Origin of the sequence: Achromobacter sp. ACM03 (genome assembly GCF_014851665.1) — a bacterium.
GTDB classification, from domain to species: domain Bacteria; phylum Pseudomonadota; class Gammaproteobacteria; order Burkholderiales; family Burkholderiaceae_B; genus Achromobacter; species Achromobacter aegrifaciens.
This window is the reverse complement of the sequence record NZ_JACVAD010000006.1, coordinates 1-13,949: the sequence shown is the minus strand read 5'-3', so window position 1 is coordinate 13,949 and position 13,949 is coordinate 1. Positions and strand designations below refer to the sequence as shown.

Sequence of the window (13,949 nt, the reverse complement as noted above, 5' to 3'; positions counted from 1 at the left end):
AACCGCTCTCAGTGAGTCTTGAAATAATCGAAGGGCTCGCGGCAAGACACGCAGCGATACAGCGCCTTGCACGACGTGGACCCGAAGTTGCTGACCAGGCGCGTGTCTTTCGAGCCGCAGCGCGGGCAGGCGATGGCGGGGCCGGCCGCGCGCCGGCTGATGCCCGAGATGTCGACGGCGCGTTCGGCGGGCGCGGCGATGCCGTAGCCCTTGAGCGCCTCACGTCCCTTCTCGCTCATCCAGTCGGTGGTCCAGGCTGGCGCCAGGCGGGTTTCCACGCGGACCTCGGCGACGCCGTGGCGGGCCAGCGTCTGCTGGATATCCTGCGTGATCTCGCGCATGGCCGGACAGCCGGAGTATGTGGGCGTGATGACCACGACACAGGCCTCGCCGTCCCAGGACACGTCCCGCACCACGCCCAGATCCACCACGGACAGCACGGGGATCTCCGGGTCGGGGACCTCCTGCAGCCAGGCGTAGACCTGGTCGGCGGAAACGGGCGCCAGCGCGTTCACCAGGTGGCTCCCGGGTAGGCGCGCGGTAGGAACTGCATTTCGGCGAGCACGTAGCCCAGTTCCTCGGTGTGCTTGCCCTGGCGTCCGCCACGGTATGCCAGATGGCTGGCGGCGGCTTCGTCGGGCACCGTCAGGGTGGCTTCTTCCAGGACTTCGCGCACATGGGCCAGCCAGGGCTGGCGCAGGGCCGACAGTTCACAGCCGATGCCGCGGGCGGCGACGTCCAGGTCGACGGCGTCGTCGGCGAACAACTCACCGGTGAAACGCCAGGCATCATCGATGGCGGCCTGCATCTTGGCATGGCTTTCCGCCGTGCCGTCGCCCAGGCGCACCACCATGTCCGACGAACGCCGCACGTGGTAGGTCACTTCCTTGATGGCCTTGGCCGCAATGCCGGCGACGCGTTCGTCGCTGGACTTTTCCAGGCGCTGCAGCAGGAAATAGTGCCAGACGTCGAACAGGAACTGGCGCGCCATGGTGTCGGCGTAGTTGCCGTTGGGGCGTTCAACCAGCAACGCGTTATGGAACTGGTGCGCATCGCGCAAATAGGCCAGTGCGTCTTCGTCGCGGCCGGCGCCTTCGACTTCGCCGGCCAGCGTCAGCCACATGCGGGCCTGGCCCAGCAGGTCGAGCGCGGTGTTGGTCAACGCCAGGTCTTCTTCCAGGATCGGGCCGTGGCCGGTCCAGGCGCCGAGCCGCTGCGACAGGATGAGCGAGGAATCGCCCAGGCGCAGCAGGTATTCAAACAGAGTCTTGTCCATGTCTCCCCCGCCGTCTTACATGTGCTTGATTTCTTCGGGCATCGGGAAGAACGTGGGATGCCGGTAGACCTTGCTGTTGGCCGGTTCGAACAGCGGATCCTTGTCGCCGGGGCTGCTGGCCGAAATATCGGAGGCGCGCACCACCCAGATGCTCAGGCCTTCGTTGCGGCGCGTGTAGACGTCGCGGGCGTGGTTGATCGCCATTTCGGCGTCGGGCGCGTGCAGGCTGCCGACGTGCTTGTGCGCCAGGCCGTGCTGGCTGCGGATGAACACTTCCCACAGGGGCCAGTCTTTGCTCATGATGGATGTCCTTGAATGCCGGGCGCGCGCGGCGCGCTCCGGTTTGCAATGGTGGTGAAGAAGAGTGGAGCCCGCTCGCGGGCTCAAGCTACCTTGCGCTCGGCCTGCTTGTCGGCGTAGGCGACTAGCGCATCGCGCACCCAGGCGCCGTCCTCGTGCGCCTTGACGCGCGCGGCCAGGCGTTCGCGGTTGCAGGGGCCGTTGCCCTTGAGCACCGCGTAGAACTCGGACCAATCGATCTCGCCGAAGTCATAGTGGCCGCGTTCGGCGTTCCACTTGAGTTCGGGATCCGGCACCGTCAGGCCCAGGTATTCGGCCTGCGGCACGGTCTGGTCCACCATCTTCTGGCGCAGTTCGTCGTTGGAGAAGAGCTTGATCTTCCAGGCCATGGACTGGGCGCTGTTGGGCGAGTCGGCATCGGACGGGCCGAACATCATCAGCGCGGGCCACCACCAGCGGTTCAGCGAGTCCTGCACCATGGCCTTCTGCTCGGGCGTGCCGTGCAGGCACATCTGCATCAGCAGGTCGTAGCCCTGGCGCTGGTGGAAGGACTCTTCCTTACAGACGCGCACCATGGCCCGCGCATAGGGGCCGTAGGAACAGCGGCACAGCGGGATCTGGTTGATGATGGCCGAGCCGTCGACCAGCCAGCCGATCATGCCGATGTCGGCCCAGCTGAGCGTGGGGTAATTGAAGATGCTGGAGTACTTGGCGCGGCCGGCGTGCAGGTCGTCGATCAGGTCGTCGCGTGACACGCCCAGGGTTTCCGCGGCGCTGTACAGGTAGAGGCCGTGGCCGGCTTCGTCCTGGACCTTGGCCAGCAGGATGGCCTTGCGCTTGAGCGAAGGCGCGCGGGTGATCCAGTTGCCTTCGGGCAGCATGCCCACGATTTCCGAGTGCGCGTGCTGGGAAATCTGGCGCACGAGCGTCTTGCGGTAGGCGTCCGGCATCCAGTCCTTGGCCTCGATGCGGACGCCGTCGTCGATCCGGCGCTGGAACGTCTGTTCCCGGCCTTCGAGCTGGTCCGCGGTCTTGACCTGCTTGACGCCGGTTTCGACGAGTTGAGCGTACATGTTTGTCTCCTTGAAGACGGTTTGCGAAAACGCAAAGCAAACGTTCCGCAGTGCCGTCATGTCATAGGCGGATTATTTAATACAAAAAATTCATTGTCAAACTCAAATCTGTATCACATTGGATTTATGTATCATATTGCGGATCCCGATATCGGCCACTCTGGCCCCCTCTAATGGCAAACCCTCAGTCGCCCCTGGACCGCTTTCTGTCACGCCTGATCAAGAACGATCCGCCGCGCGCGAAATCGCTCTGCGTCAGCCTGCTCGGGGACGCATTGGCGCCGCACGGCGGCGCCATCTGGCTGGGCGATCTGATCGAGCTGCTGGCCCCGCTGGGCATCAATGAACGGCTGCTGCGCACCAGCGTGTTCCGCCTGGTGGCGCAGAACTGGCTGCAATCCGAACGCCACGGACGGCGCAGCCTCTACCTGATCTCCGAGCAGGGCCTGCGCCACACCGCGCACGCCTCGCAGCGCATCTATGTCGGTCCGCCCCTGGAATGGAACGGCGAATGGACGCTGGTCGCCCTGCCGCGCACCGGCAACGGACTGGCCGAGCGCGCCGAGTTGCGCCGGGAACTGGTCTGGGAAGGCTTCGGCATGATCGCGCCGGGGCTGTTCGCGCATCCGCACACCGAGGCAAGCGCCGCGCACGACATCCTGGAAAAGCTGGGTATCCCCGACCGCGCGCTGGTACTGTCGGCGCGCGACCTGGCCGGCGCAGGCGGTCTGCCGATAGCCAGCCTGGCCTCGCAATGCTGGAACCTGGACGAGCTGGCCGAGCAGTACCGCCAGTTCGCGAAGAATTTCGGCCCGCTGGAAAAGCTGCTGGAAACCCCGCCCGCCCCCGCCGATGCGTTCATCGTGCGGGTCATGCTGCTGCACAGCTGGCGCCGGATCGTGCTGCACGATCCGCAACTGCCGGGCCCCATGCTCCCTGACGACTGGCCCGGCCATGCCGCCCGCGAGATCTGCGGCCGCATCTACTGGCAGGTGTTCGACGCGTCGGAAGCGCATCTGGATGCACTGGCCGGCCGCGACAACGAGCGCTACGCGCCGCTGGCGGCCGACATCGCCTCGCGCTTCGGCGGCAAGCCCGCCTAGGCCAAGACGCCAAGACCTGCCTTTCGGATCAGGCCGCCGGCTCGATGGTCACGCCCAGCGTGTCCACTGCCGACACGCCGCAGGCGTCGCGTCCCGGGCCTGGCCGTTCCAGCCCCCTGGCCCGGCCGATGAAAGACAGCGTCCAGCGCGCCCGGATGGGCCGCCCCAGGGCCTCGCCGCTGTCCGCGTCTATGCCGCTGGGCACGTCCAGCGCCAGCACCGGCACGCTCCAGGCGTTGACCGTGTCCACCAGCGCCTGCCAATCCGCGCCCAGCGGGCGATTCAAGCCGATGCCGAACAGGCCGTCTATGACCAATTCCGGCACGAAGCCCGTTTCCAGTTCCGACCAGGTTTCACCGCCCGCGGCCAGCCAGCCGGCATAGGCGCGGGCGGCATCCGGCGGCAGGCGCTGCGCCCCCGCCGGCAACAGCACCCGCACGTCATGTCCCATGGCGCGCAGGCCGGCCGCAGCTTCCAGCGCATCGCCGCCATTGTTCCCAGGCCCCGCCAGTGCCAGCACCCTCGCCCCCGGCCCGAGCCGCGCCGCCGCGTAACGGGCCGCAGCGGCCCCCGCCAGGGGCATCAAGTTTCTGCCGGCGGCCAAGGCCTGGCGTTCGGCGTCGCGGATCCGGGCGACCGGGTATGAAGATGGCATCGCTTTTTATGTGTGAAATTCACGCATTGCGTGAAAATTTACCCGCAAATTTAAAGAGGTCGCGCCGACAAGCCCGCAAATGCGCGGGATTTGCGCTTCCCGCCAGTTGGCACGCATCTTGCGTTGTAGTCATTGCCGGTACGAGCGAGACCGGACGACTCAACTGAAGAGACTACACCCATGCGTTCCATGAGCATCATCTGCCCGAACGGGCACTTAGGATTCGCCCCCTTGCGCACCGAGAGCTTCCAGCTCGGCGTCGCCGCCGGGCCGGACTGCATCGCCGCCGACTCGGGCAGCGACGACGTGGGTCCCGTGCCGCTGGGCTCCGACACCTCCACCAGCCCGCAAGCCTGGCAGCGCCACGACCTGGAACAGATGCTGCTGGCCGCGCGCAAGCTGGGCGTGCCCATGGTCATCGGCTCGGCCGGCGACACCGGCTCCAACAGCCGGGTCGACCTGTACGTGCGCCTGATCAAGGAGATCGCCGCCGAGCACAAGCTGGCGCCGTTCAAGGTCGGCTACTTCTATTCCGAAGTCGACAAGGAACGCGTGCGCCGCGCGCTGCGCGCGGGCCAGCAGGTGGCCGGCCTGGACGGCTACGCTGACCTGACCGAAGCCGAGCTCGATGCCAGCGACCGCATCGTGGCGGTGGCCGGCGTGCATCCCTACATCAAGCTGCTGGAAGCTGGCGCGGACGTGATCATCGGCGGCCGCAGCTCGGATGCCGCCGTGTTCGCCGCCCCTGCCCTGCACCGGGGCTACGACGCCGACCGCGCCTATTACCTGGGCAAGGTGCTGGAGTGCGCTTCGTTCTGCGCCGAACCCTATGGCGGCAAGGAAACCGTGATGGGCGAGATCTCGGCCGAGGACGTGCGCGTCACGGCCATGCATCCCGACCAGCGCTGCACCATCGCGTCGGTCGCGGGCCACGCGATGTACGAGCGCTCCAATCCCTACGAAGAATTCTTCGCAGGCGGCCGGCTGGACATGGCCGATTGCCGCTACGAGCAGTTGAGCGAAAAGACCACCCGCATCACCGGCTCGCGCTTCGAACCCGCCGCCCAGGTGCGCGTAAAGCTGGAAGGCTCCGGCAAGGTCGGCGAGCGCTACATGGGACTTTGCGGCATACGCGATCCCTACACCATCGCCAACGTCGACCGCGTCATCGCCTGGGCGCGAGACAAGGTGCGCGAACGCTTCGGCGACTCGGGCTATGAGCTGCACTACAAGGTCTACGGGCGCGACGGCGTCATGGGCGACCTGGAGCCGCTGCGCGACCAGCCGGGCCATGAGCTGTGCGTCATGGTCCAGGGCGTGGCGCCGACCGCCGAAATGGCCGAGGAACTGACGCTTACGGGCCTGCGCCAGATGTTCTACGCCCGCCTGCCCGACGTGAAAGGCACGGCCGGTTCGGTGTCGTTCCCGCTGGACGAGGTGGTGCGCACCAGCGCCGCCTACCGCTGGACCCTGAACCACACGCTGCCGGTGGAAGACGCCGGCGAACTCTTCCCGACCCACCTCACCGAGGCTGGCGCCTGAGCCGGCAAGACCATGAGCACCCAGAAACTCAGCACCCTGGCCAAGACCATCCGCAGCAAGAACGCGGGCGTGAACAAGATCACCTTCGACATCATCTTCCGCGAGCCGGCGACCTACGAGGCGGTCAAGCGCTCCGGCGCGCTGACGCGCGCCAGCATGGCGGCCCTGTACCGCATCGACGACAGCCGCATATCGGACTTCGTGCATTACGATCCCGGCCTGGCCATCAAGTTCACGATCTACCGGCTGGCTCCCAGCGGGTCCGCGGGCGATGGCGACATCTTCGGCGCGCAGCAATATGCGCCGCTGCTGGACGTCGCCGTCCCCATGCCGGACTGAACGCCGCGGGCGCCGCACCCGGCGCCCGCTCCAACCTCCGCTCTCCTAGAGAATCGATCATGAAAGCGCTAATGCAAACAACGTTGTTCCTGGCGGCATCCCTGCTGGCCGGCGCGACAGCGGCCCAGACGGAAGTGCCCAAGCAGGTCAAGATCGTGGTGCCGTTCACCGCCGGCGCCAGCAATGACGCGATCGCCCGCGCGATCGCGCCGCAGCTTGCGGCCCGCTTCGGCAACACGGTGATCGTGGAAAACCGCGGCGGCGCGGCCGGCGCGATCGGTTCCGAGTACGTGGCCCGCTCGGCCAAGGACGGCTCGGTGCTGCTTCTGACCTCGTCGACCTTCCTGACCACCGCCGCCACGCAGCCTCACCTGCCCTACGACCCGCTGAAGCAGTTCGCGCCGGTGGCGATGATAGGACAGGGGCCGCTGGTCATCGCCGCCTCGGCGCAGACGCCCTATACCTCGTTGAAGCAGCTGCTGGAAGCGGCGCGCAGCAAGCCGGGCGCCCTGAACTACGGCAGCGCCGGCGTCGGTTCGCTGGCGCATCTGGCCACCGTCATGCTGGACGACGCGGCCGGCACGGAGATGACCCACGTGCCCTACAAGGGCGCGGCCAACGCCGCCTCCGACCTGGCCGGCGGGCTGATCCATGTCATGCTGTCCAACTACAGCACGCTGGCCCCCGTGGTGCAGGGCAAGAAGGTCAAGCTGCTGGCTACCACCGCGCAATCGCCCTCCGCGGCGTTCCCCGACCTGCCGCCGGCCGCGCAGGCACTGCCGGGATATTCGGTGCAGATCTGGGTGGGTGTGTTCGCGCCGGCGGGCACGCCGCAGCCTTATATCGACAAGCTCAACGCCGCGCTCGTCGAGATCTCGGCTTCGCCCGAAATGAAGGCATTGCTGGACCTGGACGGCACCGTGCCGTCGCGCATGGACAGCGCCGAATTCGCCACGCGCGTGCGCGAGGAACTGGCCCTGTGGCAAGGCATTGCGCGCAAGCACAACATCAGCGCGGAATAGGCCTCAGCCTTCCAGCCCCAGCTTGAGCATCTGGTGGCGCAGGGCGTGCCGCGTGAGCCCCAGGGACTCGGCGGCGCGCCCCAGGTTGCCGTCCTGGGCCTGCAAGGCCGCCCGGATCAGGCCGCGCTGGAACTGCGCGGACAGTTCGGCGTAGGTGCCGGCGGCGGCAGACGAGGCCGCCGGCGCGGGCTTGCCCGCTTCGCGCAGGATGCGCTGCGGCAGGTGCCGCGCCAGTACCGTGTCGCCGTCTTCCAGGATGCAGATGCGCTCCAGCAGATTGCTCAGTTCGCGCACATTGCCCGGCCAGGCGTAGGCCTTGAAAATGCGCCGCACCTCGGGATCGATGGCGGTGAAACGGCTGCCGTGGGTGGCGTTGTAGCGTTCCAGGAAACGCTGCGCCAGCACGATCACGTCGTCGCCGCGCTCGCGCAACGGCGGCAGGTTGATCGACACCACCTGCAGGCGGTAATACAGGTCGTCGCGAAAGCGCCCGGCCTGCACCTCCCCCAACAGGATCTTGTTGGTGGCGGCGATGAAGCGCGCATCGACTGAAACCTCCTGGACGGAACCGATGCGCCGGAAGCGCCGGCTGTCCAGCAAGGTCAGGATCTTGGCCTGCATGACCGGATCCAGCTCGCGGATTTCGTCCAGGAACACGCTGCCGCCATTGGCGGCTTCGAGCAGGCCGGTCTTGCGCGCCACCGCCCCGGTGAACGCGCCGCGTTCATGGCCGAACAATTCGGACTCGAGCAGGTTGCCCGGGATGGCGGCGCAGTTGATCTCGGTATAGCCCTTGGCCGCGCGCGCCGACTGCGCATGCAGGTTGCGGGCGACCAGCCCCTTGCCGGTGCCGGTTTCGCCGTAGATGAGGACGATGCTGGCCTTGCTGCGGGCGACCCGGCCGACCAGATCGCGCAGCGCCGTCATCGACGGGTGATCCCCGATGAGCGGCTCGCAGGCGGACGGGGCGGCAGGCATGGGCGGGGGCCGCTTATACCTTCAGGAAGTGTTCGCGGTAGTACTTGAGCTCGTCGATCGATTCGTAGATGTCGGCCAGCGCTTCGTGGCGGCTCTTCTTCTCGAATCCCTTGTAGACGGCCGGCGCCCAGCGGCGGGCCAGTTCCTTCAGCGTACTCACGTCCAGGTTGCGATAGTGGAAAAACTGCTCCAGGCGCGGCATGTAAGCAAACATGAAACGGCGGTCCTGGCTGATGGTGTTGCCGCACAGCGGCGACTTGCCCGCCGGCACATGCTGCGCCAGAAACGCCAGCAGCGTATCCTCGGCCTGCGCCTCGGAAATCGTGGACGCCTTGACCTTGTCGATCAGGCCGCTCTTGCCGTGCGTGGACTTGTTCCAGCTGTCCATGGCGTCGAGCAGGCTGTCGGGCTGGTGCACCACCAGCACGGGGCCCTCGGCCACGACGGTCAGGTCGGGTTCCGTCACCACCACGGCGACTTCGATGATGCGTTCTTTCTCGGGGTCCAGGCCGGTCATTTCCATGTCCAGCCAAACCAGGCGGTTTTCGTTCACAGCCATATAATTTGCCTATAAAACGTTCGATTTTCGCACATACCCACACTTGAGCACGCCGCATCGCCCATGTTCACATTGCTGTTCGTTGCCTTCCTGCTGACCGATATCGCCGTGCGCCTGTGGCTGGCTACGCGCCAGATCCGCCATGTCGCGCGCAACCGCGACCAGGTGCCGTCCGAATTCTCTCACCGTATCGGGCTGGCCAGCCACCAGCGGGCGGCGGACTACACCGTGGCGCGGGTCAAGCTGGGCATGCTGGAACGCACCTACGACGCCATCCTGCTGGTGTGCCTGACCCTGATGGGCGGACTGCAGCTCATCGACCTGATGGTGGCCCAGATTACCAGCAACGACTTCCTGCGCCAGATGCTGCTGCTGGTCGTGGTGGCGCTGTTGCTGGGCGTGCTGGGCCTGCCCTTCACGTTGTGGCGGCAGTTCAAGCTGGAAGCGCGCTTCGGCTTCAACCGCATGACGCCCGGCCTGTTCATCGCCGACGCCGCCAAGGGCCTGCTGGTCGCGGCGGTGCTGGGCCTGCCGCTGGCGGCCGCGGTGCTGTGGCTGATGGGCAGCGCGGGCGCCTACTGGTGGGTGTGGGCCTGGGCGCTGTGGACCGCGTTCAACCTGGCGCTATTGATCGTCTACCCGATGTTCATCGCCCCGCTCTTCAATAAATTCACGCCGCTGTCCGACCCGGAGCTGGCCGGCCGCATCCAGCGCCTGGCCCAGCGCTGCGGCTTTGCGCTCAACGGCCTGTTCGTGATGGACGGCTCGCGCCGCTCCGCCCACGGCAATGCCTACTTCACGGGCTTCGGCCGCTCGCGCCGCATCGTGTTCTTCGACACCCTGCTGGCGCGCCTGAACGGCGACGAGATCGAAGCCGTGCTGGCGCACGAGCTGGGCCATTTCGCCAAGCGCCACATCGTCAAGCGCATCGTCTTCAGCTTCGCCGCCGCGCTGGTGTTCTTCGCCATCCTGGGCTGGATCTCGCAACAGCCCTGGTTCTACGTGGGACTGGGCGTCATGCCGCAACTGGGCGGACGCAACGACGCCATGGCGCTGCTGCTGTTCTTCCTGGTGATCCCCGTCTTCACTTTCATGCTCACGCCCGTGGCCAGCTGGTACTCGCGCCGCGACGAGTTCGAAGCGGACCGCTACGCGGCCGAACAGAGCTCGCCGGAACGCCTGGTGTCCGCGCTGGTCAAACTCTACGACGACAACGCCGCCACCTTGACTCCCGACCCCGTGCACTCCGCCTTCTACGACAGCCATCCCCCCGCCGCCGTGCGTATCCGCCACCTGACGGCGGCCGCTGCATGACCGCGCCGTCCAACGAAGGCCGCATCATCGCCGCCCACGGGCGCCACTACACGGTGGAGCTCGCCGACGGCACGCTGCGCAAGTGCTTCCCGCGCGGCAAGAAGGCAGGCGCCGCCGTCGGCGACCGCGTGCGCATCACCCCCCAGGGCAAGGACGAAGGCGCCATCGACGCCATCCTGCCGCGGCGCAATCTGCTGTACCGCTCGGACGAAATGCGTTCCAAGCAGTTCGCCTCCAACGTCGACCAGTTGCTGATCGTGGTCGCCGTGCAGCCCACGTTTTCGGACGACCTGACCGGCCGCGCCCTGGCCGGCGCCTGGAGCGCGGATATCGCGCCCATCATCATCCTCAACAAGACCGACCTGGCGGACGAACTGCCGGCGGCGCGCGCGCGGCTGGCGCCGATCGCCGCGCTGGGCGTGGACGTGATCGAACTCAGCGCGCTGGAACCCGAAAAGGTGCATACGCTGCTGGCGCCGCGCCTGGCCGGACACACCAGCCTGCTGCTGGGCCAGAGCGGCATGGGCAAGTCCACGCTGCTCAACGCCCTGGTGCCCGACGCGGCCGCTCCCACCCGCGAGCACTCCACCGCGCTGGACATGGGCAAACACACCACCACCAGCACGCGGCTCTATCACCTGCCCGCGCCGGGCGGCGACCTGATCGACTCGCCGGGCTTCCAGGCCTTTGGCCTGCAGCATCTGAGCCGTGAGGACATCATCCGCGGCTTCCCGGAGTTCACCAAGCCCATCGAGGAGTGCCGTTTCTACAATTGCACCCACCGCCAGGAACCCGGCTGCGGCGTGGTCGCGGCCTTGCAGGCGGGCGCAATCGATCCGGCGCGCTACGCCTTGTACCAGCGCATCCTGGAAGAAAACCTGGCGGGACAGCAGCGCTACTAGCGTGTCGTCCAATGGGAACTTGCTGCGGAGTCCGACACACACTCCCCTGGACGTTCCGTAATTGAATACGGCCCCTGTACGGGGCCGTATTCATTGGCAGCGAAAGCCGGAAACCAAGGCCGGCTTGCGGCGGGGATCAACGGGGCGTAAAGCCGTGGCGCAGCAGATGGTACAGGTTGCGCAACATGCCGGCTGTCGCGCCCCAGATGAAATGCTTGCCGTAAGGCATGCCGTAGTACTGGCGCACCCGGCCGTCGTCCAGGCGGGCCTCATAGAGCCGGTGATTGGCGGGATCCATCAGGAAGGACAACGGCACTTCGAATACTTCCGCCACCTCGAAGGCGTCGGGCGCCAGGTCAAAGCCTGGACGCACCAGCGACACCACCGGAATGATGGAGAACCCCGTCGCCGTCAGATACGGCGGCATGCTGCCCAGCACTTCGACGTGGTTGGCGGGCAGCCCGGTTTCTTCCTGCGCTTCGCGCAAGGCCGCGGCCTCCGGCGTGGAGTCGCTGGTTTCGATGCGCCCGCCCGGAAAGCTGATCTGGCCGGCATGGTCATGCAGGTGGGCGGCGCGCTGCGTCAGCATGATGTGCACGCCGTTGTCGCGCGTTACCAGCGGAATCAGCACCGCCGCAGGCACGGGCACGCCTTCGCGGCCCGGATAACGCAGGTCGGTGTCGCGCGACAGCTCCAGCGTCCAGGTGGACGGCTGGCTGAGCGTGCCCCGCAACGAATCCGGGGTCAACAGGCTGGCGGGCACGGCCGGCAAGGACGCGTTGGCCACCACCCAGGGTTGCGTCGCCGGATCGAAGCCGGGACGCGCCAGCGGCCGCCGGGGCCGCGGGGAAGACGAGGAATCAGACATACGTCTCTGCAAAAGACTCTGCAAAAAGAAAAAGGCACCCTCGCAGGTGCCTTTTTAACCCGGAAACCCGTGCCGAACGAAAACGCTGGATGGCGTGAGCGTCCGACACTGGTAGGGCCGTGTGCCGATAAGCGATCAAGCCGCCGAGGCTTGCTTGCTGACCAGCTTTTCCTTGATACGCGCCGACTTGCCCGAGCGGTTGCGCAGGTAGTACAGCTTGGCGCGGCGCACGTCGCCGCGGCGCTTGACTTCGATGCCGGCGATTTGCGGCGAGTACAGCTGGAACGTACGTTCCACGGCTTCACCCGACGAAATCTTGCGCACGGTGAACGCGGAGTTCAGGCCGCGGTTGCGCTTGGCGATCACGACGCCTTCGAAAGCCTGCACGCGCTTGCGGGTGCCTTCAACGACGTTCACGCTCACGATGACGGTGTCACCAGGAGCAAATTCAGGCTTGGCTTGACCGCCGGTCAGGCGGGCAATTTCTTCCTGTTCCAGGATAGCGATAAGGTTCATGAGAACTCCTAGATCATCATGTCTTTGCGGACTAAAACTTTTGCCGTTCGATGTTGTTCACGCGGCTTCTGCAGGATTGCGCTATAAGCACAAGCCCGCATCCATCGCGTGTTGCACGGCCAACTGACGCTAAGGCCAGCTCCCGTTGCATGTGCCGCAAGCAGAGGATGAGATTTGGCAAACCAATGATTCTACACCAAAAATCGCTCCGGGCATCAGGTAACATGGCCCCGGTTCTCGCGGTTTGGAGTACCCTTCCGTCTTCTGTAACAAACACGTCATCTGGCGCTGTTCCTTCATGTCGTATTCGTCCCTGATATTGGTCGTCCTGGCGGCAATGGCCCACGCCACGTGGAATCTGCTCGCCAAGCGCGCGGCCATGGTGGGCGCTCCCTTCGTCTTCGCCTATGGCCTGTGCGCCTCGGTACTGTATGCGCCGTGGGTCATCTGGGTGCTGTTGCACGACGGCATGACCTGGACCTGGCCCGTGGTCGGCGCCATCCTGACTTCCAGCCTGTTGCATCTGGGCTACAGCCTGTGCCTGCAACGCGGGTACCAGGTGGCCGACCTGTCTGTGGTCTACCCCATCGCACGGGGCACCGGGCCGCTGCTGTCCACCACCGGCGCCTTTCTGCTGCTGGGCGAACCCGCCACCAGCACCGGCATCATCGGCATGCTTTGCGTAGTGGGCGGGGTGCTACTGATCGCAACCCAGGGCCGCCTGGCCATTTTCAAGCAGGCCCAGGCCTGGGTGGGCGTGCGCTGGGGCGTGGTGATCGGCCTGTTCATCGCGGCCTATACCGTCGTCGACGCCTACGGCGTGAAGGTGCTGCTGATCAGCCCCGTGCTGTTCGACTGGTTTACCTGCGTGACCCGCACGACCATGATGGCCCCCCACATGCTGCGCCGCCGCCCCCAGTCCTGGGAGGCCATGCGCGGGCACTGGCATCTGGCGCTGGCCGTGGGCCTCTTGTCGCCGCTGGGCTACATCTTGGTGCTGTACGCGCTGCGCAACGGCGCGCCGCTGAGCCTGGTAGCCCCTGCCCGGGAAATGTCCATGATGTTGGGCACCCTGGCCGGCATGTTCCTGCTGCGCGAAAAAGTCGGGCCGGGCCGGTTGGCTGGCTGCCTGGCCATCCTGGCGGGCGTCGTTCTGCTGGGTTCAAGCTGACGAACCCTGCTCCGGGCAGTTCCGGCTGGCGGGGCTGGCGCGTACCGATTACGCCTTGCCTGCCGGCTACCGCCGGGCATCCGACGGTTCAGAATCCGGCGGCCGCGCCCAGCCACATCAGGCCAGGAATGATCGCGCCCCAGGCCAGCACCATCACCACATCTATCACCATGGCCTTCATGGTCACTTGAGCCGTCACGGGTTCCACCGTGGCGTTACCCAGGCTGCGCTCGCGCGCGGCAGGCGCGGCGGCAACCGCGGCCTCGACCGGTGCTGCGGGCGCAGGCATCGGCGCGGCGACGGCCGGGCCTGCCGGCGCGCCAGCCTCGGC

16 protein-coding genes and 1 pseudogene are annotated in these 13,949 nt (G+C 66.5%); 7 read left to right on the top strand and 10 right to left on the bottom strand.

Going from position 1 to position 13,949, the window contains the following annotated elements; all coding sequences use genetic code 11:
- Positions 1-8: 8 nt before the first annotated feature.
- From paaD to paaA, 4 genes are all read right to left on the bottom strand, one after another.
- Positions 9-515, bottom strand: coding sequence for a 1,2-phenylacetyl-CoA epoxidase subunit PaaD (gene paaD / locus IB257_RS23645; RefSeq protein ID WP_054450968.1), 507 nt, complete (start codon positions 513-515; stop codon positions 9-11).
- A complete protein-coding gene (gene paaC / locus IB257_RS23640) occupies positions 512-1,276 on the bottom strand; it encodes a 1,2-phenylacetyl-CoA epoxidase subunit PaaC (protein WP_119450888.1) in 765 nt (254 codons plus the stop codon). Before paaC ends, paaD begins: the two co-directional genes overlap by 4 nt.
- A 15-nt stretch (positions 1,277-1,291) precedes the next feature.
- Complete coding sequence (paaB, locus tag IB257_RS23635) at positions 1,292-1,576, bottom strand: 1,2-phenylacetyl-CoA epoxidase subunit PaaB (protein ID WP_006388300.1); 285 nt, start codon at positions 1,574-1,576, stop codon at positions 1,292-1,294.
- Between the two features lie 83 nt (positions 1,577-1,659).
- Complete coding sequence (gene paaA / locus IB257_RS23630; protein ID WP_192492905.1) at positions 1,660-2,649, bottom strand: 1,2-phenylacetyl-CoA epoxidase subunit PaaA; 990 nt, start codon at positions 2,647-2,649, stop codon at positions 1,660-1,662.
- A 173-nt stretch (positions 2,650-2,822) separates the two neighbouring features.
- On the opposite strand from paaA, the gene paaX reads away from it, so the two are divergent.
- Positions 2,823-3,752: a phenylacetic acid degradation operon negative regulatory protein PaaX gene (gene paaX, locus IB257_RS23625; protein WP_119450889.1), complete on the top strand. Its 930-nt coding sequence runs from the start codon at positions 2,823-2,825 to the stop codon at positions 3,750-3,752.
- 28 nt (positions 3,753-3,780) lie between these two features.
- Here paaX and IB257_RS23620 read toward each other — a convergent pair whose 3' ends face one another.
- Positions 3,781-4,407 carry an NAD(P)H-hydrate epimerase gene (locus IB257_RS23620; RefSeq protein WP_192492904.1) on the bottom strand — a complete coding sequence of 209 codons (627 nt, stop codon included), beginning with the start codon at positions 4,405-4,407 and terminating at the stop codon, positions 3,781-3,783.
- 180 nt (positions 4,408-4,587) lie between these two features.
- Here IB257_RS23620 and IB257_RS23615 point away from each other — a divergent pair, with 180 nt between their 5' ends.
- The 3 genes from IB257_RS23615 (at position 4,588) to IB257_RS23605 (ending at position 7,310) form a co-directional block, all read left to right on the top strand.
- Positions 4,588-5,949: an acyclic terpene utilization AtuA family protein gene (locus IB257_RS23615; protein WP_054450963.1), complete on the top strand. Its 1,362-nt coding sequence runs from the start codon at positions 4,588-4,590 to the stop codon at positions 5,947-5,949.
- Between the two features lie 12 nt (positions 5,950-5,961).
- Positions 5,962-6,288: a DUF4387 domain-containing protein gene (locus IB257_RS23610; RefSeq protein ID WP_013392433.1), complete on the top strand. Its 327-nt coding sequence runs from the start codon at positions 5,962-5,964 to the stop codon at positions 6,286-6,288.
- Positions 6,289-6,359: 71 nt separating this feature from the next.
- Positions 6,360-7,310 carry a tripartite tricarboxylate transporter substrate binding protein gene (locus tag IB257_RS23605; protein WP_225589124.1) on the top strand — a complete coding sequence of 317 codons (951 nt, stop codon included), beginning with the start codon at positions 6,360-6,362 and terminating at the stop codon, positions 7,308-7,310.
- Positions 7,311-7,313: 3 nt separating this feature from the next.
- Here the strand turns inward: IB257_RS23605 and IB257_RS23600 are convergent, their stop codons facing one another.
- Positions 7,314-8,288, bottom strand: coding sequence for a sigma-54-dependent Fis family transcriptional regulator (locus tag IB257_RS23600; RefSeq protein WP_192492902.1), 975 nt, complete (start codon positions 8,286-8,288; stop codon positions 7,314-7,316).
- A 13-nt stretch (positions 8,289-8,301) separates the two neighbouring features.
- On the bottom strand, positions 8,302-8,847 hold the full coding sequence (gene orn / locus IB257_RS23595) for an oligoribonuclease (RefSeq protein ID WP_042792554.1): 546 nt from the start codon (positions 8,845-8,847) through the stop codon (positions 8,302-8,304).
- A 63-nt stretch (positions 8,848-8,910) separates the two neighbouring features.
- Here orn and IB257_RS23590 point away from each other — a divergent pair, with 63 nt between their 5' ends.
- Together IB257_RS23590 and rsgA are read left to right on the top strand one after the other, a co-directional pair.
- Positions 8,911-10,161: a M48 family metallopeptidase gene (locus IB257_RS23590; RefSeq protein WP_054450959.1), complete on the top strand. Its 1,251-nt coding sequence runs from the start codon at positions 8,911-8,913 to the stop codon at positions 10,159-10,161.
- The gene (gene rsgA, locus IB257_RS23585) at positions 10,158-11,063 is read left to right on the top strand and encodes a ribosome small subunit-dependent GTPase A (protein ID WP_054450957.1); all 906 of its coding nucleotides are present in this window, start codon (positions 10,158-10,160) and stop codon (positions 11,061-11,063) included. Before IB257_RS23590 ends, rsgA begins: the two co-directional genes overlap by 4 nt.
- Before the next feature lie 136 nt (positions 11,064-11,199).
- On the opposite strand, the gene IB257_RS23580 is transcribed toward rsgA, so the two are convergent.
- A complete protein-coding gene (locus IB257_RS23580; protein WP_119450892.1) occupies positions 11,200-11,931 on the bottom strand; it encodes a CoA pyrophosphatase in 732 nt (243 codons plus the stop codon).
- A gap of 135 nt (positions 11,932-12,066) precedes the next feature.
- Entirely contained in the window at positions 12,067-12,447 is a 381-nt protein-coding gene (gene rplS / locus IB257_RS23575; RefSeq protein WP_006218237.1) for a 50S ribosomal protein L19, read from the bottom strand.
- A 298-nt stretch (positions 12,448-12,745) separates the two neighbouring features.
- On the opposite strand from rplS, the gene IB257_RS23570 reads away from it, so the two are divergent.
- Positions 12,746-13,618: a DMT family transporter gene (locus IB257_RS23570; RefSeq protein ID WP_054450952.1), complete on the top strand. Its 873-nt coding sequence runs from the start codon at positions 12,746-12,748 to the stop codon at positions 13,616-13,618.
- Positions 13,619-13,706: 88 nt separating this feature from the next.
- Here IB257_RS23570 and IB257_RS23565 read toward each other — a convergent pair.
- Positions 13,707-13,949 (bottom strand): annotated as a pseudogene (locus tag IB257_RS23565) (hypothetical protein); the annotation flags it as partial.